Consider the following 21,517-nt stretch of genomic DNA (forward strand, 5'->3'; position numbering starts at 1 on the left):
GTCAGTCGAGCCGGCCCATCCGGCCGGGCCGGTTCGAGCCGGTCGCGTCAGCCGGCGGGCGGCAGCTCACCCGATCCGCGCTTGATGAGCCGCGTCGGCAGCTCGATCCGCTCCGGCGCCTCCGGCACACCGTCGAGCCTGCGGAACAGCCGCTCCGCCGCCGTCCTGCCCAGCTGCGCCGCGTCCTGCGCCACGACCGTCACGCCCGGGCTCAGCAGGTCGGCGAGCTCGATGTCGTCGAAGCCGACCAGGGCCACGGGACGGTCGAGGGCGGCAAGGACGCGGACGACGGTCACCGTCACCCGGTTGTTGCCCGCGAAGACCGCAGTGACCGGCTCGGGGCCGCTCAGCATCGTCTCGGCCGCCGTCCGGACCCGCTCCGGATCGGTGACGCCGAGGGACACCCACGCCTCGTCGACAGGAATGTACGCGTCCTCCATCGCCGCGCGGTAGCCGCGCAGCCGTTCTATGGCGGTGTGGATGCGCGGCTGGTCACCGATGAAGCCGATACGGCGGTGACCGTGGGCGATGAGATGCGCGACGCCGTCCCGCGCGCCGCCGAAGCTGTCGGAGAGCACCACGTCGGCGTCGATCCTCCCGGCGGGCCGGTCGACGAAGACGGTGGCGACCCCCGCGGCGATCTCCGGCTCCAGATAGCGGTGGTCGTCACCGGCCGGGATCACCACGAGCCCGTCGACCCGCCGCGCGCACAGGGCGAGCACCAGCTCCTGCTCGCGGTCCGGGTCCTCGGCGCTCGATCCGTTGATGAGCAGCGCGCCGTGCGCCCGGGCGACCTCCTCCACGGCACGGCTCAGCGGGCCGTAGAAGGGGTCGGCGAGATCCTCCAGGACGAGGCCGATGCTGGCGGTGCGGCCCTTGCGCAGCACGCGCGCGCTGTCGTTGCGGCGGAAGCCCAGGGCCTCGATGGCCTCCTGGACGCGGCGCTCGGTGTCGGGCGTGACGCCCGGCTCGCCGTTCACGACGCGCGAGACCGTCTTCAGGCCGACTCCCGCGCGCGCGGCCACGTCCTTCATGGTCGGCCGGTTGCCGTAACGGTTCTCGGGTCGTCGAGCGGCGGTCTCGGCCACGGTGCGCAGTCCTGTCCTGTCGTCCACGGAGTCGTCGAGCATACGGCGTCGAGCATAGGGCCTGGACAACGTTGTCAGATGCAGGGGAGACTGACCTTCGCACTCTCCGGCCTGCCGATACACCAGGAGACCCGACACAGATGCACATGGACCTCGTCGCCGCACTCGACATCGGCGGCACCAAGATCGCCGGAGCCCTGGTGGACGGGCGCGGCCGGATCCTCCTGCGCGCACAGCGGCCGACGCCCGCGCGTGAGGACGGCGACACGGTGATGCGGGCGGTCGAGGAGGTCCTCGCCGAGCTGACCGGCAGTGAGCTGTGGGGCAGGGCGGCGGCCGTGGGCATCGGCAGCGCGGGCCCCGTCGACGCGTCGGCCGGCACGGTCAGCCCCGTCAACGTCCCGGGCTGGCGCGGCTATCCGCTGGTCGACCGCGTCCGCGCGCTCACCGGCGGCCTCCCTGTGGTCCTGGTCGGCGACGGGGTGGCGATGACCGCCGCCGAGCACTGGCAGGGCGCCGCCCGCGGCCACGACAACGCGCTGTGCATGGTGGTGTCGACCGGCGTCGGCGGCGGCCTCGTCCTCGGCGGCAAGCTGCACCCGGGCCCCACGGGGAACGCGGGCCACATCGGCCACATCAGCGTGGACCTCGACGGCGACCCCTGCCCGTGCGGGGCGCGCGGCTGCGTCGAGCGGATAGCGAGCGGCCCGAACATCGCGCGCCGCGCCGTGGCGAACGGCTGGCGCCCGGGCGCCGACGGCGACACGTCGGCGGCCGCGGTGGCGGCGGCCGCCCGCGCCGGGGACCCGGTCGCACTCGCCTCCTTCGAACGGGCCGCCCAGGCGCTGGCCGCGGGGATCGCCGCCACGGCCACGCTCGTCGAGATCGACATCGCGGTGATCGGCGGGGGAGTGGCGAAGGCGGGCGACGTGCTCTTCACGCCGCTGCGCCGCGCTCTTCGGGACTACGCCACGCTGTCCTTCGTACGCCGGCTGACCGTGGCCCCCGCGCTGACGGGCACGGACGCGGGTCTGGTGGGAGCGGCGGCGGCCGCGCTCGACGGAGCGCCGAGCGCGGCTGTGGATCTTCGGTCGGCGGTGGGGGGCTGAGGAGGGGAGCGGGCCAAGGACTAAGCCGGGCGGCGCCTGTCGCCATTCGATCGTTCCCGTGAAGCCGTGGCGAGCTGTTGATACTGGTGCTCTGGTGCTCTGGTGCTCTGGTGCTCTGGCGCTTGGCCGTCAGGATGGCTGGACTTGGTCGAAGAGGGCGAGGGCTTCGGCAGGGTCCGGGCTCACGAGGCGTTCCAGACCGGCCGTCGTGATCTCTGCCCACCTGCCGGCCCGTGCCCACATCTGTTCCTCGAAGGCGTGGACGGCCTCGTCCAGATCTGCAGGGCCGGTGGCGATGGACTCGGCGAGTTCGGCGCCTTCCAGCATCGCGAGGTTCGCGCCCGCCCCCAGTGGGGGCATCAGGTGGGCGGCGTCGCCCAGTAGCGTCACCCCGGGGACGTGGGCCCAGGTGTGGGACACGGGCAGGACGTAGAGGGGGCGGTGGACGAAAGCGGTGTTGCGGCGGAGGAGGTCCAGGACGGGAGCGGCCCAGCCGTCGAACAGAGCCAGCAGGCTCGATCGCACGGCCTGGACGTCGGCCAGGTCCAGGTTCGTGTGCCAGTCCAGCGGCGCGCGGAACTGGGCGTACACCTTGACGTGGCCGCCGCTGTTGCGCTGGGCCACGAGAGCCCGGTTCACGCCGTACACGGCCACGGAACCGTCGCCGATCAGCCGGGCGAGGTCAGGGTGGCGGGTGTCGACATCGTCGAGGAAGGTCTCGACGTAGGTGACGCCGGTGTAGTGCGGTGTCGCCGGCGAGACCGCCGGGCGGGTCCGGGACCAGGCACCGTCCGCGCCGACCACGAGGTCGAACGCCTCCTGCCGCCCGTCCGCGAAGTGGACCAGTACGCCATCCCGGGCCCCCGGCACCACCTGCGTCACGCCCCGGCCCCATTGGACGTCGAGAGGGCCGAGCAGCAGGTCGCGGAGGTGTCCGCGGTCGATCTCGGGGTTGGCCCGGTCGTCCGGACGGGGTTGCCAGTCGCGCAGGACGGTCCCGGCCGTGTCCAGGATGCGCATGGCCTGCCCCTCGGGACGGGACAGCGCCTGGAACTCCGCCAGCAGTCCCGCCTTGTCCAGCGCGCGCTGGCCCAGCCCTTCGTGCAGGTCCAGGGTGCCGCCCGGAGGGCGGGCGTCGGGGGCGGGATCGCGTTCGAGGACGATGACGGGATGGCCGTGGCGGTGCAGGACGCGGGCGAAGGTGAGGCCGGCGGGGCCGCTCCCGACCACAGCGATACGGTGTCTCATGTCGATACACTGTATTTACTCGTTACGATGCATCGCAACAGTTCGGAGTGACCATGACCGTGTGGGACCGGCCGGAGCCGCCGACTCGCCCCGTACCGCTCGACCGGGAGCGGATCGTCACCGCGGCCATCGCGCTGGCCGACGAGGCTGGGCTGGAGGCGGTGTCGGTGCGCAAGGTCGCGGCTCGCCTGGACGCGGGTCCGATGCGGCTGTACAGATACATCTCCACGAAGGAGGAGCTGTTCGACCTCATGGTGGACGAGGTCCAGGCCGAGATTCTCCCCGAGGAGCAGCCCGGTGACTGGCGGGAGGCGCTGCGCGTCCTCGCCCACCGCACCAGGCAGGCCGCCCTCCGTCACGAATGGCTGGCCGACCTGCTCGGCGGCCGCCCGGCCTTCGGCCCGAACGGCCTCGCCGTGGCCGAGTCCACTCTGTCCGCCCTCGACGGCCTCGCCGACATCGACACCGTCATGCGCGCCGTCGAGACCGTCAGCGCCTACTTCAACGGCGCGATCCGCCGCGAGATCACGAATCTGCGGGCCGAGCGCACCACGGGCCTGTCCAAGCACGACTGGCAGCGCGCCCGCGGCCCGCACCTGACGAGAATGCTGGCCACGGGCCGCTTCCCGGCGTTGGCCAAGGCCGTGTACGAGGGCACGGACGTGGACGCCGAGGCGTCCTTCGCGACCGGCCTTGACTGGGTCCTCGACGCCGTGGCCGCCAAACTCGCCCTGCCGCCGGCGTGACGCTCAGCTCCGCCCGCACGCGAGCGAGGCCGAGGGCCGTACTGCTCAACGAGCATGACAGGGTCCTGGGTGACGGCCACTACTGCGCAGGGCGCCAAGATCAAGTATTGGCGGCTTTTGGGCTTACCTCGGCGCTGCCCCCTGTGCGGACGGCGAGGTCACGGAGGCGCACGCGTGCGGCGCCTCCGCCTCCACCCCTCAACAACTCAGCGTCGCGTCCGCCCAGTCGCCGTGGTCCGAGTCGATGCCGTCCCCGCCGTCCGTCACGACGAGACGGACCACCTGGGCGCCGCTCACATCCGCGGACAGTTCCTGCGCGGGCATGGCGTTGGTGAGCACTCCGGTCGACGCGGCCTTCTCGCCGTCCGCCCAGATCTCGAAGGCGACCGTGCCCTTCGCGATCGTCTCGTCGTCGACGCCGACCTGCGCGGTGACCTTCTCGCAGGCCGCCCCGGTGTAGTACTCGACGGCGCTCTCCGCGTGCACGCCGAGGCCCTTCGCGAACACCTTCCCGCCGATGGTGATCGGCCTGCCGTCGCCGAGGCCCCGGTCGCCGTTGCTGGTGTTGCGCTCCACGGGCCCCCAGCCGTTGGTCGCCGACAGCCACGGCAGATCGCCCAGCAGGGAGTCGCCCGCCGGTGGCGCGACGACGACCTGGGCCGCGAGCGGCAGCACCTTCGTGGCCCGCGCGCCGTGCGGCGAGCGGTAGGTGGCCTTGAGGTTCACGTCGTACGAGCCCGGGTTCGTGCCCGCGGGCGCGGTGACCGTCCAGGACGTGGCGAGCGTCCTGCCGGTCCGCAGCGAGCGTGCCGTGCTCGGCGAGGTCGCCCGCACGGTCCAGCCGGAGGGCGCGTCGAGCGTCACGGCGACCCGCTGGGCGGGCGTGCGGCCCAGGTTGGTGACCTTGGAGGTGACCTTCGCGGGCTTGCCCGCCTCCACGAACAGGGCGCCGTCGACGCCGAGTTCGGCGGCCGGCGGGAGGTGCGCCCACTTTCCGCCGGCGGACACGCGCAGCAGCACGGTGCCGTGTGCCGGGACGGTCGCCGCGATCCGGCCCGCCGTGTTGTAGCTCTTGTGCTCCCACAGATCGCGCAGTGTGTACGCGTGTGCGTCGGGGAGGCCGACCGCCTTCGCCGTCGTGGAGACGGACTGCGCGGTGCCGGTCTCGTTGAAGAGGGCGACGGCACGGCTGCCGTCCTCCATCTCCTTGGCGACGACCCAGCGCCCGCCCTGGGACGAGACGACCTCGCCCTGCTTGCCGAGCGGGTCCTGGTCGACGGCGATGACTTCTTCGTTGCCGAGGATCTCGAAGGTCTCGGGGGACGCCTTGCGCAGGTCCGAGCCGATGAGCAGCGGCGCGGCCATGATCGACCACATCGAGAAGTGCGTGCGGTACTCGGTGTCCGTCATGCCGCCGTTGCCGACCTCGAGCATGTCGGGGTCGTTCCAGTGGCCCGGTCCCGCGTACTTCGCGAGCGGCAGGTTCCGCTTCATGATCGACACCATGGAGCCCCAGTTGTCACTGATGTCACCCGTGGTGCGCCAGAGATGGCCGACGTCCGCCGCCCACTCCCACGGCTTGTTCTCGCCCCATTCGCAGATGCTGTAGACGATGGGCCTGCCGGTGGTCTCGGAGGCGGCCTTCAGCGCGTCACGCATCGCGATGTACCGCTTCTTGGCGTCGACGCCCTGGTTGTTGCAGTTGTCGTACTTGAGATAGTCGACGCCCCAGTCGGCGAACTGCTGGGCGTCACTGCGCTCGTGGCCGAGCGCGCCGGGAAAGCCCGCGGCGTTGCAGGTCTTGGTGCCCGCGCTGGTGTAGATGCCGAGCTTGAGCCCCTTGGCGTGGACGTAGTCGGCGACCGCCTTGATGCCGTTCGGGAAGCGCACCGGGTCCGGTACCAGTTTGCCGTTCGCGTCGCGCTCCGGCAGCGCCCAGCAGTCGTCGAGATTGACGTACTCGTATCCGGCGTCCTTCAAGCCCTTCTCGACGAATATGTCCGCGATTCCTTTGATCATCGCCTCGTTGAACTCGGCTCTGCAGTGGGTGGAGTTCCAGTTGTTGAATCCCATGGGCGGGGTGAGCGCCAGCCCGTCGGGGAGTTTCACGCGGGGTGAGTCGGCGGCCTGCCCGGTGGCGGGCGGGGCGGCGGTGTCACGTGCCGCGGCGGGCGTGGCGAGCCCGGCGGCGCACAGCAGGGCGGCGGTCAGCGATCCGACCACTCTTCGGCGGATGGTGCGGGCGGGGAGATGACGCATGGTTACGTTCCTCCGTACTCGCGGAAGATGGGGGGTTTGGGTGCACGTGTCACGCGGGCGCTTACGGTAGGGCTTGTTGGACTCTGTTGGAAGGGGAGCGTTACCGGTTCGACTGCCGGCGCCGGGCCCCTTGACGGCGGTGCCTCTTGGGAGTGAGATCCCAACCCTCGCGTGCGGTTGTGTTCGGTTGAACCCCGAGGAGGGGGACATGGCACAGTCATCGTTCAGCGGTCCCGGCGCTCCAGCGGTCATGACAGGACATCGGATGTCCCGGCGCACTCTCCTGCGGGGCTCCGCCGTCGGGGCCGGGGCGGTCACGCTCCCCGCACTGCTCAGCGCCTGTGGCGAGAAGCCGGGCAGCGACAAGAACGAAGTCACCATGGGCTCCAACTCCTCGGACGCCGTGCCGAAGAAGGCGTTCCAGGACGCCTTCGACGCGTACGAGAAGAAGACCGGGAAGACGGTCGAGGTCCACACCACAGAGCACAACGAATTCCAGCAGAACATCACGCGCTATCTCCGCGCCACACCCGACGACGTGTTCATGTGGTTCGCCGGATACCGCATGCAGTACTTCGCCGAGAAGGATCTGCTGGTCGACATCAGCGATGTGTGGAAGGACTTCAGCGGCTTCTCCGAGGCGCTCAAGGAGCAGTCCACGCACGAGGGCAAGCAGTACTTCGTGCCGTACTACTACTATCCGTGGGCCGTCTTCCACCGCAAGAGCCTCTTCGAGAAACAGGGGTACGAACAGGCCAAGAACTGGGACGACTTCATCGCCCTGGCCAAGAAGATGCACAAGGACGGGATTCCGGTCGCCTTCTGCGACAAGGACGGCTGGCCCGCGATGGGCACCTTCGACTACATCAACCTCCGCCTCAACGGCTACGACTTCCACAAGGGCCTGATGGCGGGGGAGGAGGCCTGGACGGACACCAAGGTCAAGAAGGTCTTCGACCTGTGGCGCGAACTCATGCCGTACTACCAGAAGGGCGCACTCGGCCGCACCTGGGAGGAGGCCGGCCAGGGACTCCAGCGGCGCAAGACCGGCATGGCCGTCTTCGGAATGCCGCACCCGGGCCAGCAGTTCCCCGCCGACGAGCGCGACGACATCGACTTCTTCGCCTTTCCCGAGATCGACCCCGCGCACGGCCAGGACGCGGTGGAGGCACCCATCGACGGATTCCTGATGGCCGAGAAGGCGAAGAACAAAGAAGCGGGCAAAGACCTCCTCAGGTGGCTGGGGACCCCCGAGGCCGAGGACATCTATCTGGCCGGCGACCCGAACAACGTCGCCGTCAACGACGGCGCCGACACCTCCAAGTACAGCGCGCTCCAGAAGAAGTCCGCCGAACTGGTCTCGGGCGCCGAGCACATCTCACAGTTCCTGGACCGCGACACACGCCCCGACTTCGCACAGACCGTCATGATCAAGGCGCTCCAGGACTTCATCGACGACCCGAACGACGTCGACGGCCTGGTCAACAGCATCGAACGGCAGAAGAAGGACATCTTCTCGCAGGACGTCGGCTGACGATGGCCCGGCCGACCCGATTCACCCGCCGTGACACGGTCGTCCTCGGCGTGCTCCTCGGCATTCCCGTCCTGATCGAAGCCGTCATCATCTGGGGCCCCGCCCTCGCCTCCATAGGCCTCTCCTTCACGTCCTGGGACGGCATCGGCGACGTCGAATGGGTGGGCGGAAAGAACTACGAAAGCCTCGTCGACAACTATCCCGCCTTCTGGCCCGCCGTACGCCACAACCTTCTGTGGATCGCCTTCCTCGGCCTCGTGGCCACGCCCTTCGGACTTCTCCTCGCGGTCCTCATCGACCGCGGCGTCCGGTTCAGCCGCTTCTACCAGTCCGTGCTCTATCTGCCCGTGGTCCTCTCGCTCGCGGTCGTCGGTTTCATGGCACAACTGCTCCTCGGCACCGACCAGGGCGTGGTCAACACCGCCATCGGCGACGAAAACGATCCGATCGACTGGCTCGGCGACTCCGACCTCAACCTCTGGATGATGATGCTCGCCGCGAGCTGGCGGCACACGGGATACGTGATGATCCTCTATCTGGCCGGGCTCAAATCGGTCGATCCCGCACTCAAGGAAGCGGCCCAGATAGACGGGGCGAACACCCGCCAGACCTTCTTCCGCGTCGTCTTCCCGACGCTGCGTCCGGTCAATGTCGTCGTCGGCGTGATCACGGTCATCGAAGCGCTGCGTGCCTTCGACATCGTGTACGCGGTGAACAAGGGCCGCAACGGCCTGGAACTGCTCTCCGTACTCATCACCGACAACATCATCGGCGAGGCGAGCCGCATCGGATTCGGCTCGGCCATCGCGGTCGTCCTGCTCACCGTCTCCCTGGGATTCATCGTGACGTTCCTGGTCCAAGAGCTGCGAGGTGCGCGCGACCGATGACCGCAGAGCCACGCACCGCACCCCCTCGCCGCCGCGGCGCTTTCGGCGTCCCCCTCTTTCTCGCCGCCGTGTCCCTCGCCTTCCTGGCCCCGCTCCTGCTGGCCGTCTACGCGTCACTGCGGCCGTACGAAGAGACGGCAGAGCACGGCTACTTCTCCTGGCCCGACCGGCTGTCCCTCGACTACTACCGCGAGGCCTACACCGAATCCGGTATGGGCAAGTACTTCACCAATACGCTTCTGATCGCCGTCCCCGCGGTGCTCGTCACGCTCTTCCTCGCGTCCTTCGTCGCGTTCGCGGTGGCGCGCCTGAGGATCCGCGGCGGCATGTTCCTTCTGATGCTCTTCACGGCGGGAAACCTCCTGCCCCCACAGGTCATCGTCACCCCGCTCTACGCGCTCTTCCTGAAGATCCCGCTGCCCTGGTGGATGTCCGACTCGCTCACCCTCTACGACTCCTTCTGGGCGCTCATCGTCGTCAACATCGGCTTCCAGATCGGTTTCTGCGTGTTCGTCCTCTCGAATTTCATGCGGACGCTGCCGAAAGAGATCCTGGAAGCGGCGGTCGTCGACGGCGCGGGAGTCTGGACCCAGTTCTGGCGCATCACACTGCCACTGTGCCGCCCGGCCCTTGCGGCCCTCGCCACCCTGGAATTCACCTGGATCTACAACGACTTCCTCTGGGCCCTGATCTTCATCTCCAACCCCGACAAACTCCCGATCACCTCTTCACTGAACAACCTGCGCGGCCAGTTCTTCACGGACCACAACCTGCTGGCCGCAGGATCGGTCCTGGTGGCACTCCCCACGGTCCTGGTCTTCCTCGTCCTGCAACGCCACTTCATCGCGGGGCTGACGCTGGGAACGGGGAAGGGCTGACCGGCCCGGGATTCCGTGTCCCAGACCGCCCCACCCAGGGGTTGGGTGAAGGCCGCCGGAGAGGCTGTCCCCAACGCCCGCCCCTTGGCGCGCAGTCGCTTCGCCGATGTTGGAAGTGGGACTCGGGGAGAATCTGCGGAGATCCATTCGGCAGAGGTGACCACGCGGCCTTCGAATTTGGCGCGGACCCCTATCTCGCGGGCTGACGGTGCGGGAACCACCCCAGCTGTCGTCCGTGCCGGGGGAGAACGTTGTCGCTATGACGCGTAACCGTGTTTGTCACGGAATAGCCATACCGCCTACACCCGGTAGACGTCTGCTGCATGATGGCGTCCTCCAGCCCAGGAGCAGGGGGGAACCATGTTCAACCGAGACCCGCAGAAGGCGGCAGAGAAAGCCGCGCAGCGCGAGGCGAAGAAGCAGGGCAGAGCCGAGGCGGCAGCTCAGCGGAAGACGGAGAAGGACGCCCTCAAAGCGTGGCGGCAGGCGCACCCCGCCGAGGCGACGATGAACATGGCGGCCATGATGAAGCTGTGGCCGTCGTCGAAGATGGGCGTGACCCAACTCGGCCCGGTGAAGGGCGGCAGCGCAGAGTTCGTCAATGCAGGCGCGCACAAGGCCTGGACGGCCACACGCCTGGTCGCGGGCGCCGCCACCTTGGGGATGTCCGCAGCCGCGACCGGCCGGAAGAACAAGGGAGCAGCCGTCATCAACGTGACCTTCGGCAACGGTGCGGCGCAGACGTACACAGTGAAGCCAGACGCGTCATACCTCAAGGCCGCCAACCAGTACGTGACCGCGTTCAACACGCTCGCTGCCCAGCTTGAGCAGGAGGAGCAGGCTGACGCCTAAGCACCTTGTGGAAGGCTCCGACCGTCATCGGTCGGGGCCTTCGCCGTGCGGAGAACGGCGCGGACCATCCGGAACTCCGCCTCATCGTCGGACTGGCCGAAGCGCGCCCCGTCCGGCGCCGTGTTGATGACAGAGCGCCCGACATGACCAGCCTCGTCTAAGCGGCTGAAACTGCTCGGTTGCCGGGTACTGCATCCAGAACCGCTCCCGAAGGCGAAGTATCCGACGCGGGGAACGACTCGGTACCCCCCCACCGAGCACGCCCTTGCGACGTCGCTGGCGTCGGGTGTTCGGGCGCCCGACGCCAGCGGCATGAAGGACACGAGACACGCACATTACGTGCCGCACTTTGTCCTACGGCGGTTCTACGGTCACGTCAGAACTGATCAAGCAACGCGGAGTCACCATGAATGTGCGGCGCCCACGGACGGGTCGGCCAGACAGCGGGGAACACGTCGAAGGGGGAGCGGCATGACGGGGGCGTCGGCCGTCGAGCGGCAGGGCCGGCTCCTCGATCACCTCGACCGCTGCGCGGTCTGCCAACGCTTCAAGTACTGCCCCGCGGGCAGGCTGCTCCAGCGGCAGGTCCGGGAGGCTCGCCGTGCTCTGCGCCCGATGTGACCGGCCGATCCTGCCGGGGCAGCCCTACACCACCCACGACATCCACAGCGCGTCGGCGGGCGGGGCGACGGTGCGGGTGCATGTCGCCTGCCCGGCGAATCCGCGCAGGTGACGGCCCGGGGCGCCGTCACTGTCAGTGGTGGGTGCCACGATGGCGTGCATGGAGATCTTCGAGTGGGGGCCGCTGCTCAAGCGGTGGAGCGAGGAATGGCTGGACGCGCTGGCCGCGAGCGAGCCGGAGGAGTTCGACGAGCTCGACGAGGGCATCGTGCGGGAGCGCTGGCTCGGGTTCGCGCCGGCCGATCCGGCACGGCTCGCGGACCTGGAGGAGCGGGTCCGGGGCCTCGGCATCGAGGTGCCGCTGCCGCCGTCCCTCCGCTCCTTCCTGGAGACGACGGACGGCTGGCGCTTCGCGGGCGGCTTCGTCTACCTGCTGGCGGGGGCGGAGGACATCACCCCGTACGGAGATCCGTACGACTTGCAGAAGATGTACGAGAAGCACCATGACGAGCACGCCACCGAGCAGCAGCTGCTGGAGACCGGCATGTGGGGGCGGGCCCTGCAGCTGGCGGTCGACTCGGACATGACGGATGTGCTGCTCGACCCCGGCGATGTGGACGCCGACGGGGAGTGGGCCGTCTATGTCCGCCATGGGTGGAGCGGCGAAGGCCCCGATCGATACGGATCGTTCCGTGCGTTCATGGAGGAGATGTACAAGGAGTTCTACCGCTTGGGCGGCGGCGACGCCGACTTCGGGAACGGAGTGACGCAGGAGCTCGACGACAAGGTGGAGCAGGCCCGACTCGCCTGCCTGCGAGGGGAGTTGGACGCGGCGCTCGCCGTCTTCGACGAGGTGGGGGAGTTCGGCAGACCGCGGGCGGGCCTGCTGGCCGCACAGCTCCGGGTGCTGCTCCACGGGCGGGGCTGGGTGCCGGTCGACCCGCGCATGGACGATCCGCTGTACGCGGGCGAGGTCCTGCCCCTGAAGGCCCGCGACCACCTGCGCGAACACCGCATGGACGACGCTTTCGTCCTCGGCCCGGTGACCGATGACTACGCCACCGACAGAGAGCGGGCCAAGACCGTCCTGGACCAGATCAGACGGCGTACGTACGAGTACGCCTCACCCGGCCCCTTCGGGCGCGCGGTCCAGGAGGCCAGGGAACTGGCGCGCTGGGGCGACACGGACGGCGCCTGGCGGACGATCGCGGCGGCAGTCCCGCAGTGGGAGCCGTACGGCGAGGACCATGTGGCGCCCTTCGGCCTCCTCGGCGATCCCTTGCTCGGGCCGGTCGTCACGCCGGAGCGGGGCCGGCAACTGCTGACGACGCCGCGGGCGGTCGGTGGCAGGGAAGCGGCATCCGTGCCCGTGCCTGCGGCTGACACGGAGGCGGCGCGTGACGGACTCGGATGGCTGGCCCGGGGCGCGAGCGGCGGACCGCGCCGGGAGACATACCGGTTCGTCCTGGTGGAGGGCGTGCCTCCCGAAGAGCTTGCGGAGCGGTTCGGGACCGGACCGCTGGAACCAGTGGCGGGCGAGTCCGAGCTCTGGGAGCTCCAGTTCTCACCACAGCAGGGGCAGTTGTCCCCACAGCAGGGGCGCCGAGGCCCCCTGGCCCGGATCGGCGCCCGGGACGGCTGGAGCTTCGCCTTCGAGTCGGCCCCGCGGCTTACCTTCGACCCCGACCGCCTGGCCCACCCGGGCACCGAGCTGTCACGCGGCACCCGTGCCCTCACGGTCCGGTGTCGGCAGGGCCTGTTCCACTTCGCCTGCGCCGAGGACGGCGCGGAGCGGTACGGCTTCACGGTCCACGGGGCCGAGCGGCGCGAGTGGGGCGACCTCCCGGCCGCGCTCTCCCCCGACCACCTCTTCCCGGACCCCGCCGGGCCGGCCACCGACCGCTCGGACGAGATCCGTGCCCTGGACGCGATAGCGGCGACGTTCGACGCCTCGCTGCCCCGGTTCGCCCTCGACCACGGCAGGCTGCCGACACTCCGGACCAAGCCGTGGACCGGTCAGACCTCGTCGTGACCCTGCGGTTCGCGGAGCGCCGCCTCCAGCGTCGGTGCCGGTGACAAGGCCGACATGAGCTTCGTGACGCGCAACATACGCAGCGTCATCGGCTGCCTGCACACCAGACGGAGACGGCCGCCTCTGCGGGTCACCCGTCGGTGGGCCCGCATCAGCAGGGAGAGCCCGGAGCAGTCGAGGAAGGTGACGGGGGTCAGGTCGACGATCACGAGGGGTTCGGGCCCCGCGGTCACGGCGTCCAGCAGCGGAGCCATCCGCTGGTAGGTCACGAGATCCAGCTCTCCGTGCATCTCGATCACGATCGCGTGGTCGAGTCCGTACACCCGTGGAGCGTGGTCACAGTCTTCGCGTGCGTGGTCGAGCAGTTCGTGTTGGAGCATCCATCCCCCCAGCGCCGGCGCCGAGGTGCTCCCGCGGGAGCGTGGCGCAACCGGTGTGCCAGTCGTGAGGACACCGGGGGCCGGGGTGTCTGTCGCAGAACGCTAGCGGGGACCGGGGCGCTCCGGAGTGAGGGAACGATTCATGAAGGGCGTCGCCACACATTGGGATGAACCTGAGGCGATTCCCTTGACGTGTCGGCTTGCGTCTCCTGGGGGCGGGTGGCGGAGACTCCAGGGACGTCGTGACACCGCTGCGTCGCGGGAGACTCCGCTCCCGACAGCGCCGGGTTTCCATGGCAGGGTGTTGCGGGCAAGCCACAGGGGGCCAACAGAAGAGGGGGAACCGTGATCGTCTGGATCAACGGCGCGTTCGGTGCGGGAAAGACCAGCGCCGCACGGGAACTGATCGAGCTGATCCCGAACAGCACACTCTTCGACCCCGAGGTCATCGGCGGCGCGCTGCCCTATCTGCTGCCGCCCAAGCGCCTCGACGAGGTGAGCGACTATCAGGACCTGCCGATCTGGCGCCGCATGGTCATCGACACGGCCGCCGCTCTGTACGCCGAGGTCGGCGGCGTCCTCGTGGTGCCGATGACGCTGCTGCGCCAGGCGTACCGCGACGAGATCTTCGGTGGTCTCGCCGCGCGCAGGATTCCCGTACGACACGTCCTGCTCGCCCCGGACGAAACGATCCTGCGCGAGCGAATAGCCGGCCGGCCCGTACCACCGGACCTGCCCGACGGTGACCTGCGCGTACGGCAGTGGTCGTTCGACCACATCGAGCCGTACCGCGCCGCCCGCGCCGACTGGCTCGACATGGACGCGCACCTCGTCGACACCAGCGCCCTCACCCCCTACGAGACCGCCGAACACGTCGCCGACGCCGTCCGCAGCGGGGCCGCGCCCGTCTGCGACATCGTGCAGACACCGGAGCCCACCGCGGAGACCCTCGCCGCCGGGGTGCTGCTCTTCGACGAACAGGACAGGGTGCTCCTCGTCGACCCCACGTACAAAGCGGGCTGGGAGTTCCCCGGCGGCGTCGTCGAGCCCGGCGAGGCCCCCGCGTGCGCGGGCGTGCGCGAGGTCGCCGAGGAGACCGGCATTCAACTGACCGGCACCCCCCGCCTGCTGGTCGCCGACTGGGAACCGCCGAACCCGCCCGGCTACGGAGGGATCCGGTTCCTCTTCGACGGCGGACGGCTCGACAGCAGTGGGGTCCGCATGCTGCTGCCAGGACCCGAACTCCGCGGCTGGCGCTTCGTCACCGAACAGGAAGCCGCCGACCTGCTGCCCGCCGTACGCTACGAACGGCTGCGCTGGGCACTGCGCGCCCGGGAGCGCGGCGCCATGCTCTACCTGGAGGCGGGTATTCCGATCGGCGGGTAGCCGAGCGCGGCGCCTCGGAGGCCCAGCCCCTCGCCGGGCCTCCGTGCCGCACCGCTCAGTTCGCCGCGTACTTCCGCAGGAACAGCGCCTCGGCCACCGAGAGCCGCTCCAGCTCCTCGGGCGACACGCTTTCGTTGACCGCGTGGATCTGCGCCTCCGGCTCGCTCAGGCCGATCAGCAGGATCTCCGCGCTAGGGTAGAGCGACGAGAGGGTGTTGCACAGCGGGATGGAGCCGCCCTGCCCCGCGTACTGCATCTCCTCGCCCGGGTAGGCCTCGCTCATCGCCTCGGCCATCGCCGCGTACGCCGGGCTCTTCGTGTCCGCACGGAACGGCTGGCCCTGCCCGATCTGCTCGGTCCGCACCCGCGCGCCCCACGGCGTGTGCGCCTCCAGGTGCGCGCGGAGCAGCTTCGTCGCCTCGGCCGCGTCCACGCCCGGCGGCACCCGCAGGCTGATCAGCGCCCGCGCGCTCGCCTGCACCGACGGCGTCGCGCCGACCACCGGCGGGCAGTCGATGCCAAGGACGGTGACGGCGGGCCGCGCCCAGATGCGGTCGGCGACCGTGCCGTGACCGATCAGCTCGACACCGTCGAGGACCTTGGCGTCCTTGCGGAAGACGGTCTCGTCGTACTGCAGTCCGTCCCACGCCTCGTCGCTCGTGAGGCCGTCGACCGTCGTCGTCCCGTCCTCGGCGCGCAACGAGTCCAGGGTGCGCACCAGCGCGCCGAGGGCGTCCGGGGCCGCGCCGCCGAACTGCCCGGAGTGGAGGTTCCCTTCGAGGGTGTCGACACTGACACGGACGAGCGTCATGCCGCGGAGCGTCGACGTCACCGTCGGCAGACCGACCCGGAAGTTGCCCGCGTCACCGATGACGATCGTGTCGGCCGCCAGCAGCTCCGGGTGCGCTTCCGCGTACCGCTCCAGGCCGCCCGTGCCCTGCTCCTCCGAGCCCTCCGCGATCACCTTCACGTTCACGGGGACGCCGCCGTTCGCCTTCAGGGCGCGCAGCGCGAGCAGGTGCATGATCACGCCGCCCTTGCAGTCGGCGCTGCCCCGGCCGTACCAACGGCCGTCACGCTCGGTCAGCTCGAACGGCGGAGTGGCCCACGCGGCCTCGTCGAGCGGCGGCTGCACGTCGTAGTGCGCGTAGAGGAGGACCGTCGGCGCGCCCGCCGGGCCCGGCAGGAAGCCGTACACCGACTGTGTGCCGTCCGGGGTGTCGAGCAGCGCCACGTCCTGGAAGCCCTCGGCGCGCAGCGCGTCGGCCACCCAGTTGGCGGCGGCCTCGCTCTCGCTCCTCGGGAACTGCTCGAAGTCCGCCACCGACTTGAACGCCACCAGTTCGGTGAGCTCCGCCTTCGCCTTCGGCATCAGTGAGGCGACGGTCTCGGCGATCGGATCGGGCGACATGGGCACGCTCCTCGTAGGTGCGACGTTGTATGTGTGGGTACATGTGATCCTCCCACAGGCAGCGCCGCCGGACCTCCGCCGTAGGATGCCTGGGGAAAGCGCGGCCAACAGCGGGATCAGGAGCGGTAGACCAACGTGAGCAGCGAGAACTCAGCGGACGACACCCGGCACGTGTGGGACGTCGTCGTGGTCGGAGCCGGTCCCGCCGGGGCCTCGGCGGCATACGCGGCAGCGGTCGCCGGACGCACCGTCCTCCTCCTGGAAAAAGCCGAGCTCCCCCGCTACAAGACGTGCGGCGGCGGCATCATCGGCCCCTCGCGCGACTCCCTGCCGCCGGGCTTCGAGCTGCCCTTCCGGGACCGGGTGCACGCGGTGACGTTCACCCTCGACGGCAAGTTCACCCGCACCCGCCGCTCCCGGCAGATGCTCTTCGGGCTGATCAACCGCCCCGAGTTCGACCAGCAGCTCGTCGAGCACGCCCAGAAGGCGGGCGCCGAGCTCCGCACCGGCGTCACCGTCGCGCGCGTCGAGCAGCACGGACCCGAGGTGCCCGACCGGCGCACCGTCGCCGTCGTGCTGCAGGGCGGCGAGACCGTCCTGGCCCGCGCGGTGGTCGGCGCCGACGGCAGCGCCAGCCGCATAGGCGCGCACGTCGGCGTGAAGCTCGACCAGGTCGACCTCGGCCTGGAAGCCGAGATCCCGGTTCCGGAGACCGTCGCCGAGGACTGGGCGGGCCGGGTCCTCATCGACTGGGGCCCCATGCCGGGAAGTTACGGCTGGGTGTTCCCGAAGGGCGACACCCTCACCGTCGGCGTGATCTCCGCACGCGGCGAAGGCGCGGCCACCAAGCGGTACTTGGAAGACTTCATCGCCCGGCTCGGCCTCGCCGGCTTCGAGCCCAGCATCTCCTCCGGGCACCTGACCCGGTGCCGCAGCGACGACTCGCCGCTCTCCCGCGGCCGGGTCCTCGTCTGCGGTGACGCCGCGGGGCTCCTGGAGCCGTGGACCCGTGAAGGCATCTCCTTCGCGCTGCGCTCCGGGCGGCTCGCGGGGGAGTGGGCGGTGCGGATCGCCGAGGCGCACGACGCGGTGGACGCCCGCCGCCAGGCCCTGAACTACGCCTTCGCCATCAAGGCGGGCCTCGGCGTGGAGATGAGCGTGGGGCGCCGCATGCTCCAGACCTTCGAGCGCCGCCCCGGCATGCTGCACACGGCGATCACGGGCTTCCGCCCCGCGTGGAACGCCTTCGCGAAGATCACCCGCGGCTCGACGACGCTGGGCGAGCTGGTCCGTACCCATCCGATGGTGGGCCGCGCCCTGCAGGCCCGCGAGCGCTAGCCGCCCACAGCCCCTTCTTCCCTCGCCACCTTCTTCTCCTTCCCTTTCCCCTTCTCCTTCCGTGGCTGCGCGGCGCTGGGGGTGATCCGGAAGACGGGGTGGTCGGGCGCGGCCGCCAGGATCTCCTCGTCGGAGGAGGCGGCGGTCACGCCCTGGAAGTACTGGTTGACCTCCCAGCCCCACTTCTCCAGATAGCCGCGCAGCAGCGGCACCTTCTCGGCGTCGGGCACCTCCGCCGCGGTGAACTCGCGCACCTTGCGCCCCACCCGCAGCTCCCCGCCGCCGGCCGCGCGCATGTTCCGCACCCACTGCGAGTGCCCGCGCGCCGATACGAGGTACTGGCAGCCGTCACCCTCATGCGTATACGGGTTCACGGGGACGCGCTGCATCTTGCCGCTCTTGCGGCCTCGTACGGAGAGCTCGGCGCTGCCCATGAGGCTGACGCCGTGCCGCGCCAGCCAGCCGATCACGCTGTTCAGACGGACGTTGAGGCGGCTGCCCTTGAGGTAGTAGGGGGATGAGGTGGCGGACGTCGCAGACATGGGGCCCTCCTTGAGGCTGCGCAGGACGCGGCCCTGGCCGGATTCCGAGAGCGGTGCTCTCGCTTGAGAGCAGTGTGTACGAGTTTGGTGTTCCGAAGCAAGAGCAGTGCTCTCCGAGGTGTGCGCTGCTCTCGAAAGAGACCTGTGCTCTCGACCGTGTGCACTGCTCCAGCGTCATGGCACACTGACCCGCATGAGCAGCACCAGCGCCACCAAGGGCGCGCGGGCCCGCGCCCGCGAAGAAGTCACCGCGGCGATCAAGGACGAAGCGCGCAGACAGCTGGCTGCCGACGGTGCCGCGAAGCTCTCCCTGCGTGCCGTCGCCCGCGAACTCGGCATGGTGTCGTCCGCGCTCTACCGCTACTTCCCCAGCCGCGACGACCTGCTGACCGCGCTCATCATCGATGCGTACGACTCTCTCGGTGCCGCGGCCGAGGCCGCGCACGCGCGTGTCGCCACGGAGGAGCCCGTACGGCGGTGGATGGTGGTGTGTGAAGCGGTGCGTTCCTGGGCGCTGGAGCATCCGCACGAGTACGCGCTGATCTACGGTTCGCCCGTCCCGGGCTACAGCGCGCCGGACTCGACCATCAGGGCGGCCGCACGCGTGGGCCAGCTGCTCATCGACATCGTGCGCGACGCCCACCAGGGGCGGGGCATCGCCCTCCAGCCCCTGCCGGAGACCCTGCGCGCCGAGGGCGAGCGGCTCGCGGCGGAGTTCGCGCCCGATCTGCCGCCCGCGGCGGTCACCGCGATGGTCGCGGCGTGGGCGCAGCTCTTCGGGCTCGTGGGGTTCGAGGTGTTCGGGCAGTTCAACCGCCTCGTCGAGGAGCGGTCGGCGTTCTTCGCGCACGCAGTGAGGCAGCTGGCCCACGGTGTGGGGCTGCTGCGGCAGAGCTGACACTCTGGGGCCACTGTGCCCTGTCGCACGTCTACTCCCTTGGGAGTACGCGTGATCGCCACGCCCGTCGGACGTCCGCGGGACCCCCGCCGGTCTAGCGTGGCCGTCATGGACGAGCAGCGCGAACGCAGGCCCGGCGGCTGGCCACCCTGGTGGAACTCCGGGGCCGGGGCCGGGGCCGGGGCCGAGGCCGGCGCTGGACCCGGCGACGGGGACCCGGCACGCCCCCGCCTGCCGTGGCTGACGACAGCCGCGCTCACCCTGTTCGTGCAGGTCGGTTCCGGGTTCGCCGGGCACGGGCAAGCCGATCGCGCGGACCTCGGCCCCTTCGGGCGGGTGCTGCTGTTCCTGGCCACGGCGGTACTCCTGCTGCGCCACCGCCACCCCGTGCCCGTCGTCTGCGCCACCGCCGGGCTCACCCTTGTCTACATCGGTGCCGGGTTCCCGTACGGGCCGGTCTTCCTCGCCGTCGCCGTGGGCTGCTTCGCCGCGATCGTCGCGGGGCACCGGTGCGCGGCCTGGGGCGCCGTCGGCGGGCTCTGGGCGGGGCATCTGCTGATCGCGCACTGGCTCTACGCGTGGCTGCCGCCCGGCGACGACGGCCCCCGGCCCTGGGGCGAGGAGCTCGTGGTCGCCGTCTGGGTGGTCGCGATCGTCGCCGTGTCCGAACTCGGCCGCGTACGACGTGAGCAGTGGGCCAAGGAGCGGGCCGAGCGCGCGCGGGCCGCCGAGCGGCGCGCGGACGAGGAACGGCTGCGGATGGCACGGGAGTTGCACGACGTCCTCGCGCACAGCATCTCCGTCATCAACGTCCAGGCGGGCGTCGGTCTCGCGCTGCTCGACTCGGACCCGGAACAGGCCCGCACCGCGCTGACCACCATCAAGGCCGCGAGCAAGGAGGCGCTGGGGGAGGTGCGGCAGGTCCTGGGGACCCTGCGCGCCCCGGGGGAGGCGCCGCGCACCCCGGCGCCGGGCCTCGACCGGCTGCCCGAACTGGTCGAGCAGGCGAAGAGCGCCGGGCTGACCGTCGAGGTCACGGCCGAAGGCGCGCGGACGAAGGTGCCGCCGGGCACCGACCTCGCCGCGTTCCGCATCGTCCAGGAGGCGCTGACGAACGTCGTACGGCACTCCGGTTCACGCCACGCGCGCGTGCTGGTGCGCCACGGGACGGCGTCGCTCACCCTTCGGATCGACGACGACGGGCCCGCCACCGCCACCGACGCGGGCGGCAGCGGCAACGGACTCGCCGGAATGCGGGAGCGGGCCGCCGCCCTCGATGGCACGATCGAGGCGGGCCCGCGCCCTGACGGCGGCTTCCGCGTGACCGCCGTACTGCCGATGGCGGCGGGCCGCGACCCCGAGGCCCGCACCGCACCCCGGGAGGACCAGTGATCCGCGTACTGCTCGCCGACGACCAGTCCCTGGTCAGGGCAGGCTTCAAGGCGCTCCTCGACGCGCAGCCGGACATCGGGGTCGCCGGGGAGGCCGCGGACGGCGAGGAAGCGGTGCGGCTGGTGCGGGAACTGCGCCCCGACGTCGTCCTGATGGACATCCGCATGCCACGGCTCGACGGGCTCGCCGCCACCCGCTGCATCACCGACGAGCCGGGCCTCGCGGACGTGAAGGTGGTCATGCTGACCACCTTCGAGCTCGACGAGTACGTCTTCGAGGCGATCCGCTCCGGAGCGTCGGGGTTCCTGGTGAAGGACACCGAACCGGAGGAACTGCTGCGGGCGGTGCGCGCGGTGGTCGGAGGTGACGCGCTGCTCTCACCCGGGGTGACGCGCCGCCTCATCGCCGAGTTCGCTGCCCGCTCCAAGGAGCCCGCGGCCGCCGACGCCCTGGGCGCGCTGACCGAACGGGAGCGGGAGGTCATGGCCCTGGTCGGCATCGGCCTCTCGAACGAGGAGATCGCCCGCCGCCTCGTCGTCAGCCCGCTCACCGCCAAGACGCACGTCAGCAGGGCCATGGTGAAGCTGAACGCCCGGGACCGCGCCCAACTCGTCGTCCTCGCCTACGAGTCGGGGCTCGTCCGCCCCGGCTGGCTGGGCTGACGCGTCGCCCGCCGGTGTCGTACAAGGATCGTCACCAGGGTGGCGACGAAGACGCAGGCCCCGGCGATCAGGCCGGCCCTGACCAGAGTGGCCTCGCCGGGTGACCGCACGCCGAAGAAGAGTGCCGGAGACGCCACGGCCAGGAGCGTGCCGCCCGCGAAGAATGTCGCGACGAACAGGGCGTAGGCGATCTCGACCGTGTTCGCGTCGCGCTCGGCCTGCGTCCGTCGCCCCATCCTTGAAGTGTGGGGTGC

20 protein-coding genes and 1 pseudogene are annotated in these 21,517 nt (G+C 70.5%); 13 read left to right on the top strand and 8 right to left on the bottom strand.

The genetic code is table 11. The features are described from left to right. Positions 1 to 47: 47 nt before the first annotated feature. The gene (locus ACZ7LU_RS18250; protein WP_471917215.1) at positions 48 to 1,130 is read right to left on the bottom strand and encodes a LacI family DNA-binding transcriptional regulator; all 1,083 of its coding nucleotides are present in this window, start codon (positions 1,128 to 1,130) and stop codon (positions 48 to 50) included. A 98-nt stretch (positions 1,131 to 1,228) separates the two neighbouring features. On the opposite strand from ACZ7LU_RS18250, the gene ACZ7LU_RS18255 reads away from it, so the two are divergent. Further along, the gene (locus ACZ7LU_RS18255; protein ID WP_398308296.1) at positions 1,229 to 2,197 is read left to right on the top strand and encodes an ROK family protein; all 969 of its coding nucleotides are present in this window, start codon (positions 1,229 to 1,231) and stop codon (positions 2,195 to 2,197) included. Positions 2,198 to 2,326: 129 nt separating this feature from the next. On the opposite strand, the gene ACZ7LU_RS18260 is transcribed toward ACZ7LU_RS18255, so the two are convergent. Further along, entirely contained in the window at positions 2,327 to 3,445 is a 1,119-nt protein-coding gene (locus ACZ7LU_RS18260) for an FAD-dependent oxidoreductase (protein ID WP_471917216.1), read from the bottom strand. Between the two features lie 53 nt (positions 3,446 to 3,498). Here ACZ7LU_RS18260 and ACZ7LU_RS18265 point away from each other — a divergent pair, with 53 nt between their 5' ends. Beyond that, positions 3,499 to 4,191, top strand: coding sequence for a TetR/AcrR family transcriptional regulator (locus tag ACZ7LU_RS18265; protein ID WP_471917217.1), 693 nt, complete (start codon positions 3,499 to 3,501; stop codon positions 4,189 to 4,191). A gap of 198 nt (positions 4,192 to 4,389) precedes the next feature. On the opposite strand, the gene ACZ7LU_RS18270 is transcribed toward ACZ7LU_RS18265, so the two are convergent. After that, positions 4,390 to 6,450, bottom strand: a complete 2,061-nt coding sequence (locus tag ACZ7LU_RS18270) for an NPCBM/NEW2 domain-containing protein (protein ID WP_471917218.1) — start codon at positions 6,448 to 6,450, stop codon at positions 4,390 to 4,392. Positions 6,451 to 6,715: 265 nt separating this feature from the next. On the opposite strand from ACZ7LU_RS18270, the gene ACZ7LU_RS18275 reads away from it, so the two are divergent. The 5 genes from ACZ7LU_RS18275 to ACZ7LU_RS18295 all read left to right on the top strand — a co-directional run bounded on the left by ACZ7LU_RS18275 (position 6,716) and on the right by ACZ7LU_RS18295 (position 11,222). Further along, positions 6,716 to 7,984 carry an ABC transporter substrate-binding protein gene (locus tag ACZ7LU_RS18275; protein WP_471118305.1) on the top strand — a complete coding sequence of 423 codons (1,269 nt, stop codon included), beginning with the start codon at positions 6,716 to 6,718 and terminating at the stop codon, positions 7,982 to 7,984. Positions 7,985 to 7,986: 2 nt separating this feature from the next. Continuing rightward, positions 7,987 to 8,871 carry a carbohydrate ABC transporter permease gene (locus ACZ7LU_RS18280; protein WP_471917219.1) on the top strand — a complete coding sequence of 295 codons (885 nt, stop codon included), beginning with the start codon at positions 7,987 to 7,989 and terminating at the stop codon, positions 8,869 to 8,871. Beyond that, the gene (locus ACZ7LU_RS18285; RefSeq protein ID WP_468562960.1) at positions 8,868 to 9,749 is read left to right on the top strand and encodes a carbohydrate ABC transporter permease; all 882 of its coding nucleotides are present in this window, start codon (positions 8,868 to 8,870) and stop codon (positions 9,747 to 9,749) included. Before ACZ7LU_RS18280 ends, ACZ7LU_RS18285 begins: the two co-directional genes overlap by 4 nt. 360 nt (positions 9,750 to 10,109) lie before the next feature. Then, entirely contained in the window at positions 10,110 to 10,601 is a 492-nt protein-coding gene (locus tag ACZ7LU_RS18290) for a hypothetical protein (RefSeq protein WP_471917220.1), read from the top strand. A 471-nt stretch (positions 10,602 to 11,072) separates the two neighbouring features. Further along, entirely contained in the window at positions 11,073 to 11,222 is a 150-nt protein-coding gene (locus ACZ7LU_RS18295) for a hypothetical protein (RefSeq protein WP_398308283.1), read from the top strand. 24 nt (positions 11,223 to 11,246) lie between these two features. Here ACZ7LU_RS18295 and ACZ7LU_RS18300 read toward each other — a convergent pair whose 3' ends face one another. Next, complete coding sequence (locus tag ACZ7LU_RS18300) at positions 11,247 to 11,372, bottom strand: hypothetical protein (protein WP_471917221.1); 126 nt, start codon at positions 11,370 to 11,372, stop codon at positions 11,247 to 11,249. A 10-nt stretch (positions 11,373 to 11,382) separates the two neighbouring features. Here ACZ7LU_RS18300 and ACZ7LU_RS18305 point away from each other — a divergent pair, with 10 nt between their 5' ends. Then, entirely contained in the window at positions 11,383 to 13,254 is a 1,872-nt protein-coding gene (locus ACZ7LU_RS18305) for an SMI1/KNR4 family protein (protein ID WP_471917222.1), read from the top strand. On the opposite strand, the gene ACZ7LU_RS18310 is transcribed toward ACZ7LU_RS18305, so the two are convergent. Beyond that, the gene (locus ACZ7LU_RS18310) at positions 13,239 to 13,634 is read right to left on the bottom strand and encodes an STAS domain-containing protein (RefSeq protein WP_471917223.1); all 396 of its coding nucleotides are present in this window, start codon (positions 13,632 to 13,634) and stop codon (positions 13,239 to 13,241) included. The two genes, ACZ7LU_RS18305 and ACZ7LU_RS18310, sit on opposite strands and share 16 nt — an antisense overlap. Before the next feature lie 345 nt (positions 13,635 to 13,979). Between ACZ7LU_RS18310 and ACZ7LU_RS18315 the strand changes: the two genes are divergently transcribed. Then, complete coding sequence (locus tag ACZ7LU_RS18315; protein WP_471917224.1) at positions 13,980 to 15,020, top strand: NUDIX hydrolase; 1,041 nt, start codon at positions 13,980 to 13,982, stop codon at positions 15,018 to 15,020. A gap of 55 nt (positions 15,021 to 15,075) precedes the next feature. Here ACZ7LU_RS18315 and ACZ7LU_RS18320 read toward each other — a convergent pair whose 3' ends face one another. Further along, positions 15,076 to 16,431 (bottom strand): M20/M25/M40 family metallo-hydrolase, encoded by a 1,356-nt coding sequence (locus tag ACZ7LU_RS18320; RefSeq protein ID WP_471917225.1) that lies wholly within the window; start codon positions 16,429 to 16,431, stop codon positions 15,076 to 15,078. 135 nt (positions 16,432 to 16,566) lie between these two features. Between ACZ7LU_RS18320 and ACZ7LU_RS18325 the strand changes: the two genes are divergently transcribed. After that, positions 16,567 to 17,769 (top strand): geranylgeranyl reductase family protein, encoded by a 1,203-nt coding sequence (locus tag ACZ7LU_RS18325; protein ID WP_398308273.1) that lies wholly within the window; start codon positions 16,567 to 16,569, stop codon positions 17,767 to 17,769. Positions 17,770 to 17,849: 80 nt separating this feature from the next. On the opposite strand, the pseudogene ACZ7LU_RS18330 reads toward ACZ7LU_RS18325, so the two are convergent. Further along, positions 17,850 to 18,311 (bottom strand): annotated as a pseudogene (locus ACZ7LU_RS18330) (nitroreductase family deazaflavin-dependent oxidoreductase); the annotation flags it as partial. A gap of 193 nt (positions 18,312 to 18,504) precedes the next feature. On the opposite strand from ACZ7LU_RS18330, the gene ACZ7LU_RS18335 reads away from it, so the two are divergent. From ACZ7LU_RS18335 to ACZ7LU_RS18345, 3 genes are all read left to right on the top strand, one after another. Next, positions 18,505 to 19,209, top strand: coding sequence for a TetR/AcrR family transcriptional regulator (locus tag ACZ7LU_RS18335; RefSeq protein ID WP_471917226.1), 705 nt, complete (start codon positions 18,505 to 18,507; stop codon positions 19,207 to 19,209). 108 nt (positions 19,210 to 19,317) lie between these two features. Next, a complete protein-coding gene (locus ACZ7LU_RS18340; protein ID WP_471917227.1) occupies positions 19,318 to 20,601 on the top strand; it encodes a sensor histidine kinase in 1,284 nt (427 codons plus the stop codon). Further along, positions 20,598 to 21,263 carry a response regulator gene (locus tag ACZ7LU_RS18345; protein WP_471917228.1) on the top strand — a complete coding sequence of 222 codons (666 nt, stop codon included), beginning with the start codon at positions 20,598 to 20,600 and terminating at the stop codon, positions 21,261 to 21,263. Before ACZ7LU_RS18340 ends, ACZ7LU_RS18345 begins: the two co-directional genes overlap by 4 nt. Here ACZ7LU_RS18345 and ACZ7LU_RS18350 read toward each other — a convergent pair. Beyond that, positions 21,224 to 21,499 (bottom strand): DUF6332 family protein, encoded by a 276-nt coding sequence (locus ACZ7LU_RS18350; protein WP_398308263.1) that lies wholly within the window; start codon positions 21,497 to 21,499, stop codon positions 21,224 to 21,226. The two genes, ACZ7LU_RS18345 and ACZ7LU_RS18350, sit on opposite strands and share 40 nt — an antisense overlap. Positions 21,500 to 21,517: the final 18 nt, after the last annotated feature.

This window comes from Streptomyces sp. NPDC039462 (genome assembly GCF_055639375.1).

Bases quoted from the DNA above. Each gene is read 5' to 3' on its own strand.
- ACZ7LU_RS18275 (WP_471118305.1), top strand. From the start codon at position 6,716: ATGTCCCGGCGCACTCTCCTGCGGGGCTCCGCCGTCGGGGCCGGGGCG.
- ACZ7LU_RS18270 (WP_471917218.1), bottom strand. From the start codon at position 6,450: ATGCGTCATCTCCCCGCCCGCACCATCCGCCGAAGAGTGGTCGGATCG.
- ACZ7LU_RS18265 (WP_471917217.1), top strand. From the start codon at position 3,499: ATGACCGTGTGGGACCGGCCGGAGCCGCCGACTCGCCCCGTACCGCTC.
- ACZ7LU_RS18260 (WP_471917216.1), bottom strand. From the start codon at position 3,445: ATGAGACACCGTATCGCTGTGGTCGGGAGCGGCCCCGCCGGCCTCACC.
- ACZ7LU_RS18350 (WP_398308263.1), bottom strand. From the start codon at position 21,499: ATGGGGCGACGGACGCAGGCCGAGCGCGACGCGAACACGGTCGAGATC.
- ACZ7LU_RS18310 (WP_471917223.1), bottom strand. From the start codon at position 13,634: ATGCTCCAACACGAACTGCTCGACCACGCACGCGAAGACTGTGACCAC.
- ACZ7LU_RS18250 (WP_471917215.1), bottom strand. From the start codon at position 1,130: ATGCTCGACGACTCCGTGGACGACAGGACAGGACTGCGCACCGTGGCC.
- ACZ7LU_RS18295 (WP_398308283.1), top strand. From the start codon at position 11,073: ATGACGGGGGCGTCGGCCGTCGAGCGGCAGGGCCGGCTCCTCGATCAC.
- ACZ7LU_RS18335 (WP_471917226.1), top strand. From the start codon at position 18,505: ATGAGCAGCACCAGCGCCACCAAGGGCGCGCGGGCCCGCGCCCGCGAA.
- ACZ7LU_RS18340 (WP_471917227.1), top strand. From the start codon at position 19,318: ATGGACGAGCAGCGCGAACGCAGGCCCGGCGGCTGGCCACCCTGGTGG.
- ACZ7LU_RS18305 (WP_471917222.1), top strand. From the start codon at position 11,383: ATGGAGATCTTCGAGTGGGGGCCGCTGCTCAAGCGGTGGAGCGAGGAA.
- ACZ7LU_RS18285 (WP_468562960.1), top strand. From the start codon at position 8,868: ATGACCGCAGAGCCACGCACCGCACCCCCTCGCCGCCGCGGCGCTTTC.
- ACZ7LU_RS18255 (WP_398308296.1), top strand. From the start codon at position 1,229: ATGCACATGGACCTCGTCGCCGCACTCGACATCGGCGGCACCAAGATC.
- ACZ7LU_RS18290 (WP_471917220.1), top strand. From the start codon at position 10,110: ATGTTCAACCGAGACCCGCAGAAGGCGGCAGAGAAAGCCGCGCAGCGC.
- ACZ7LU_RS18280 (WP_471917219.1), top strand. From the start codon at position 7,987: ATGGCCCGGCCGACCCGATTCACCCGCCGTGACACGGTCGTCCTCGGC.
- ACZ7LU_RS18320 (WP_471917225.1), bottom strand. From the start codon at position 16,431: ATGTCGCCCGATCCGATCGCCGAGACCGTCGCCTCACTGATGCCGAAG.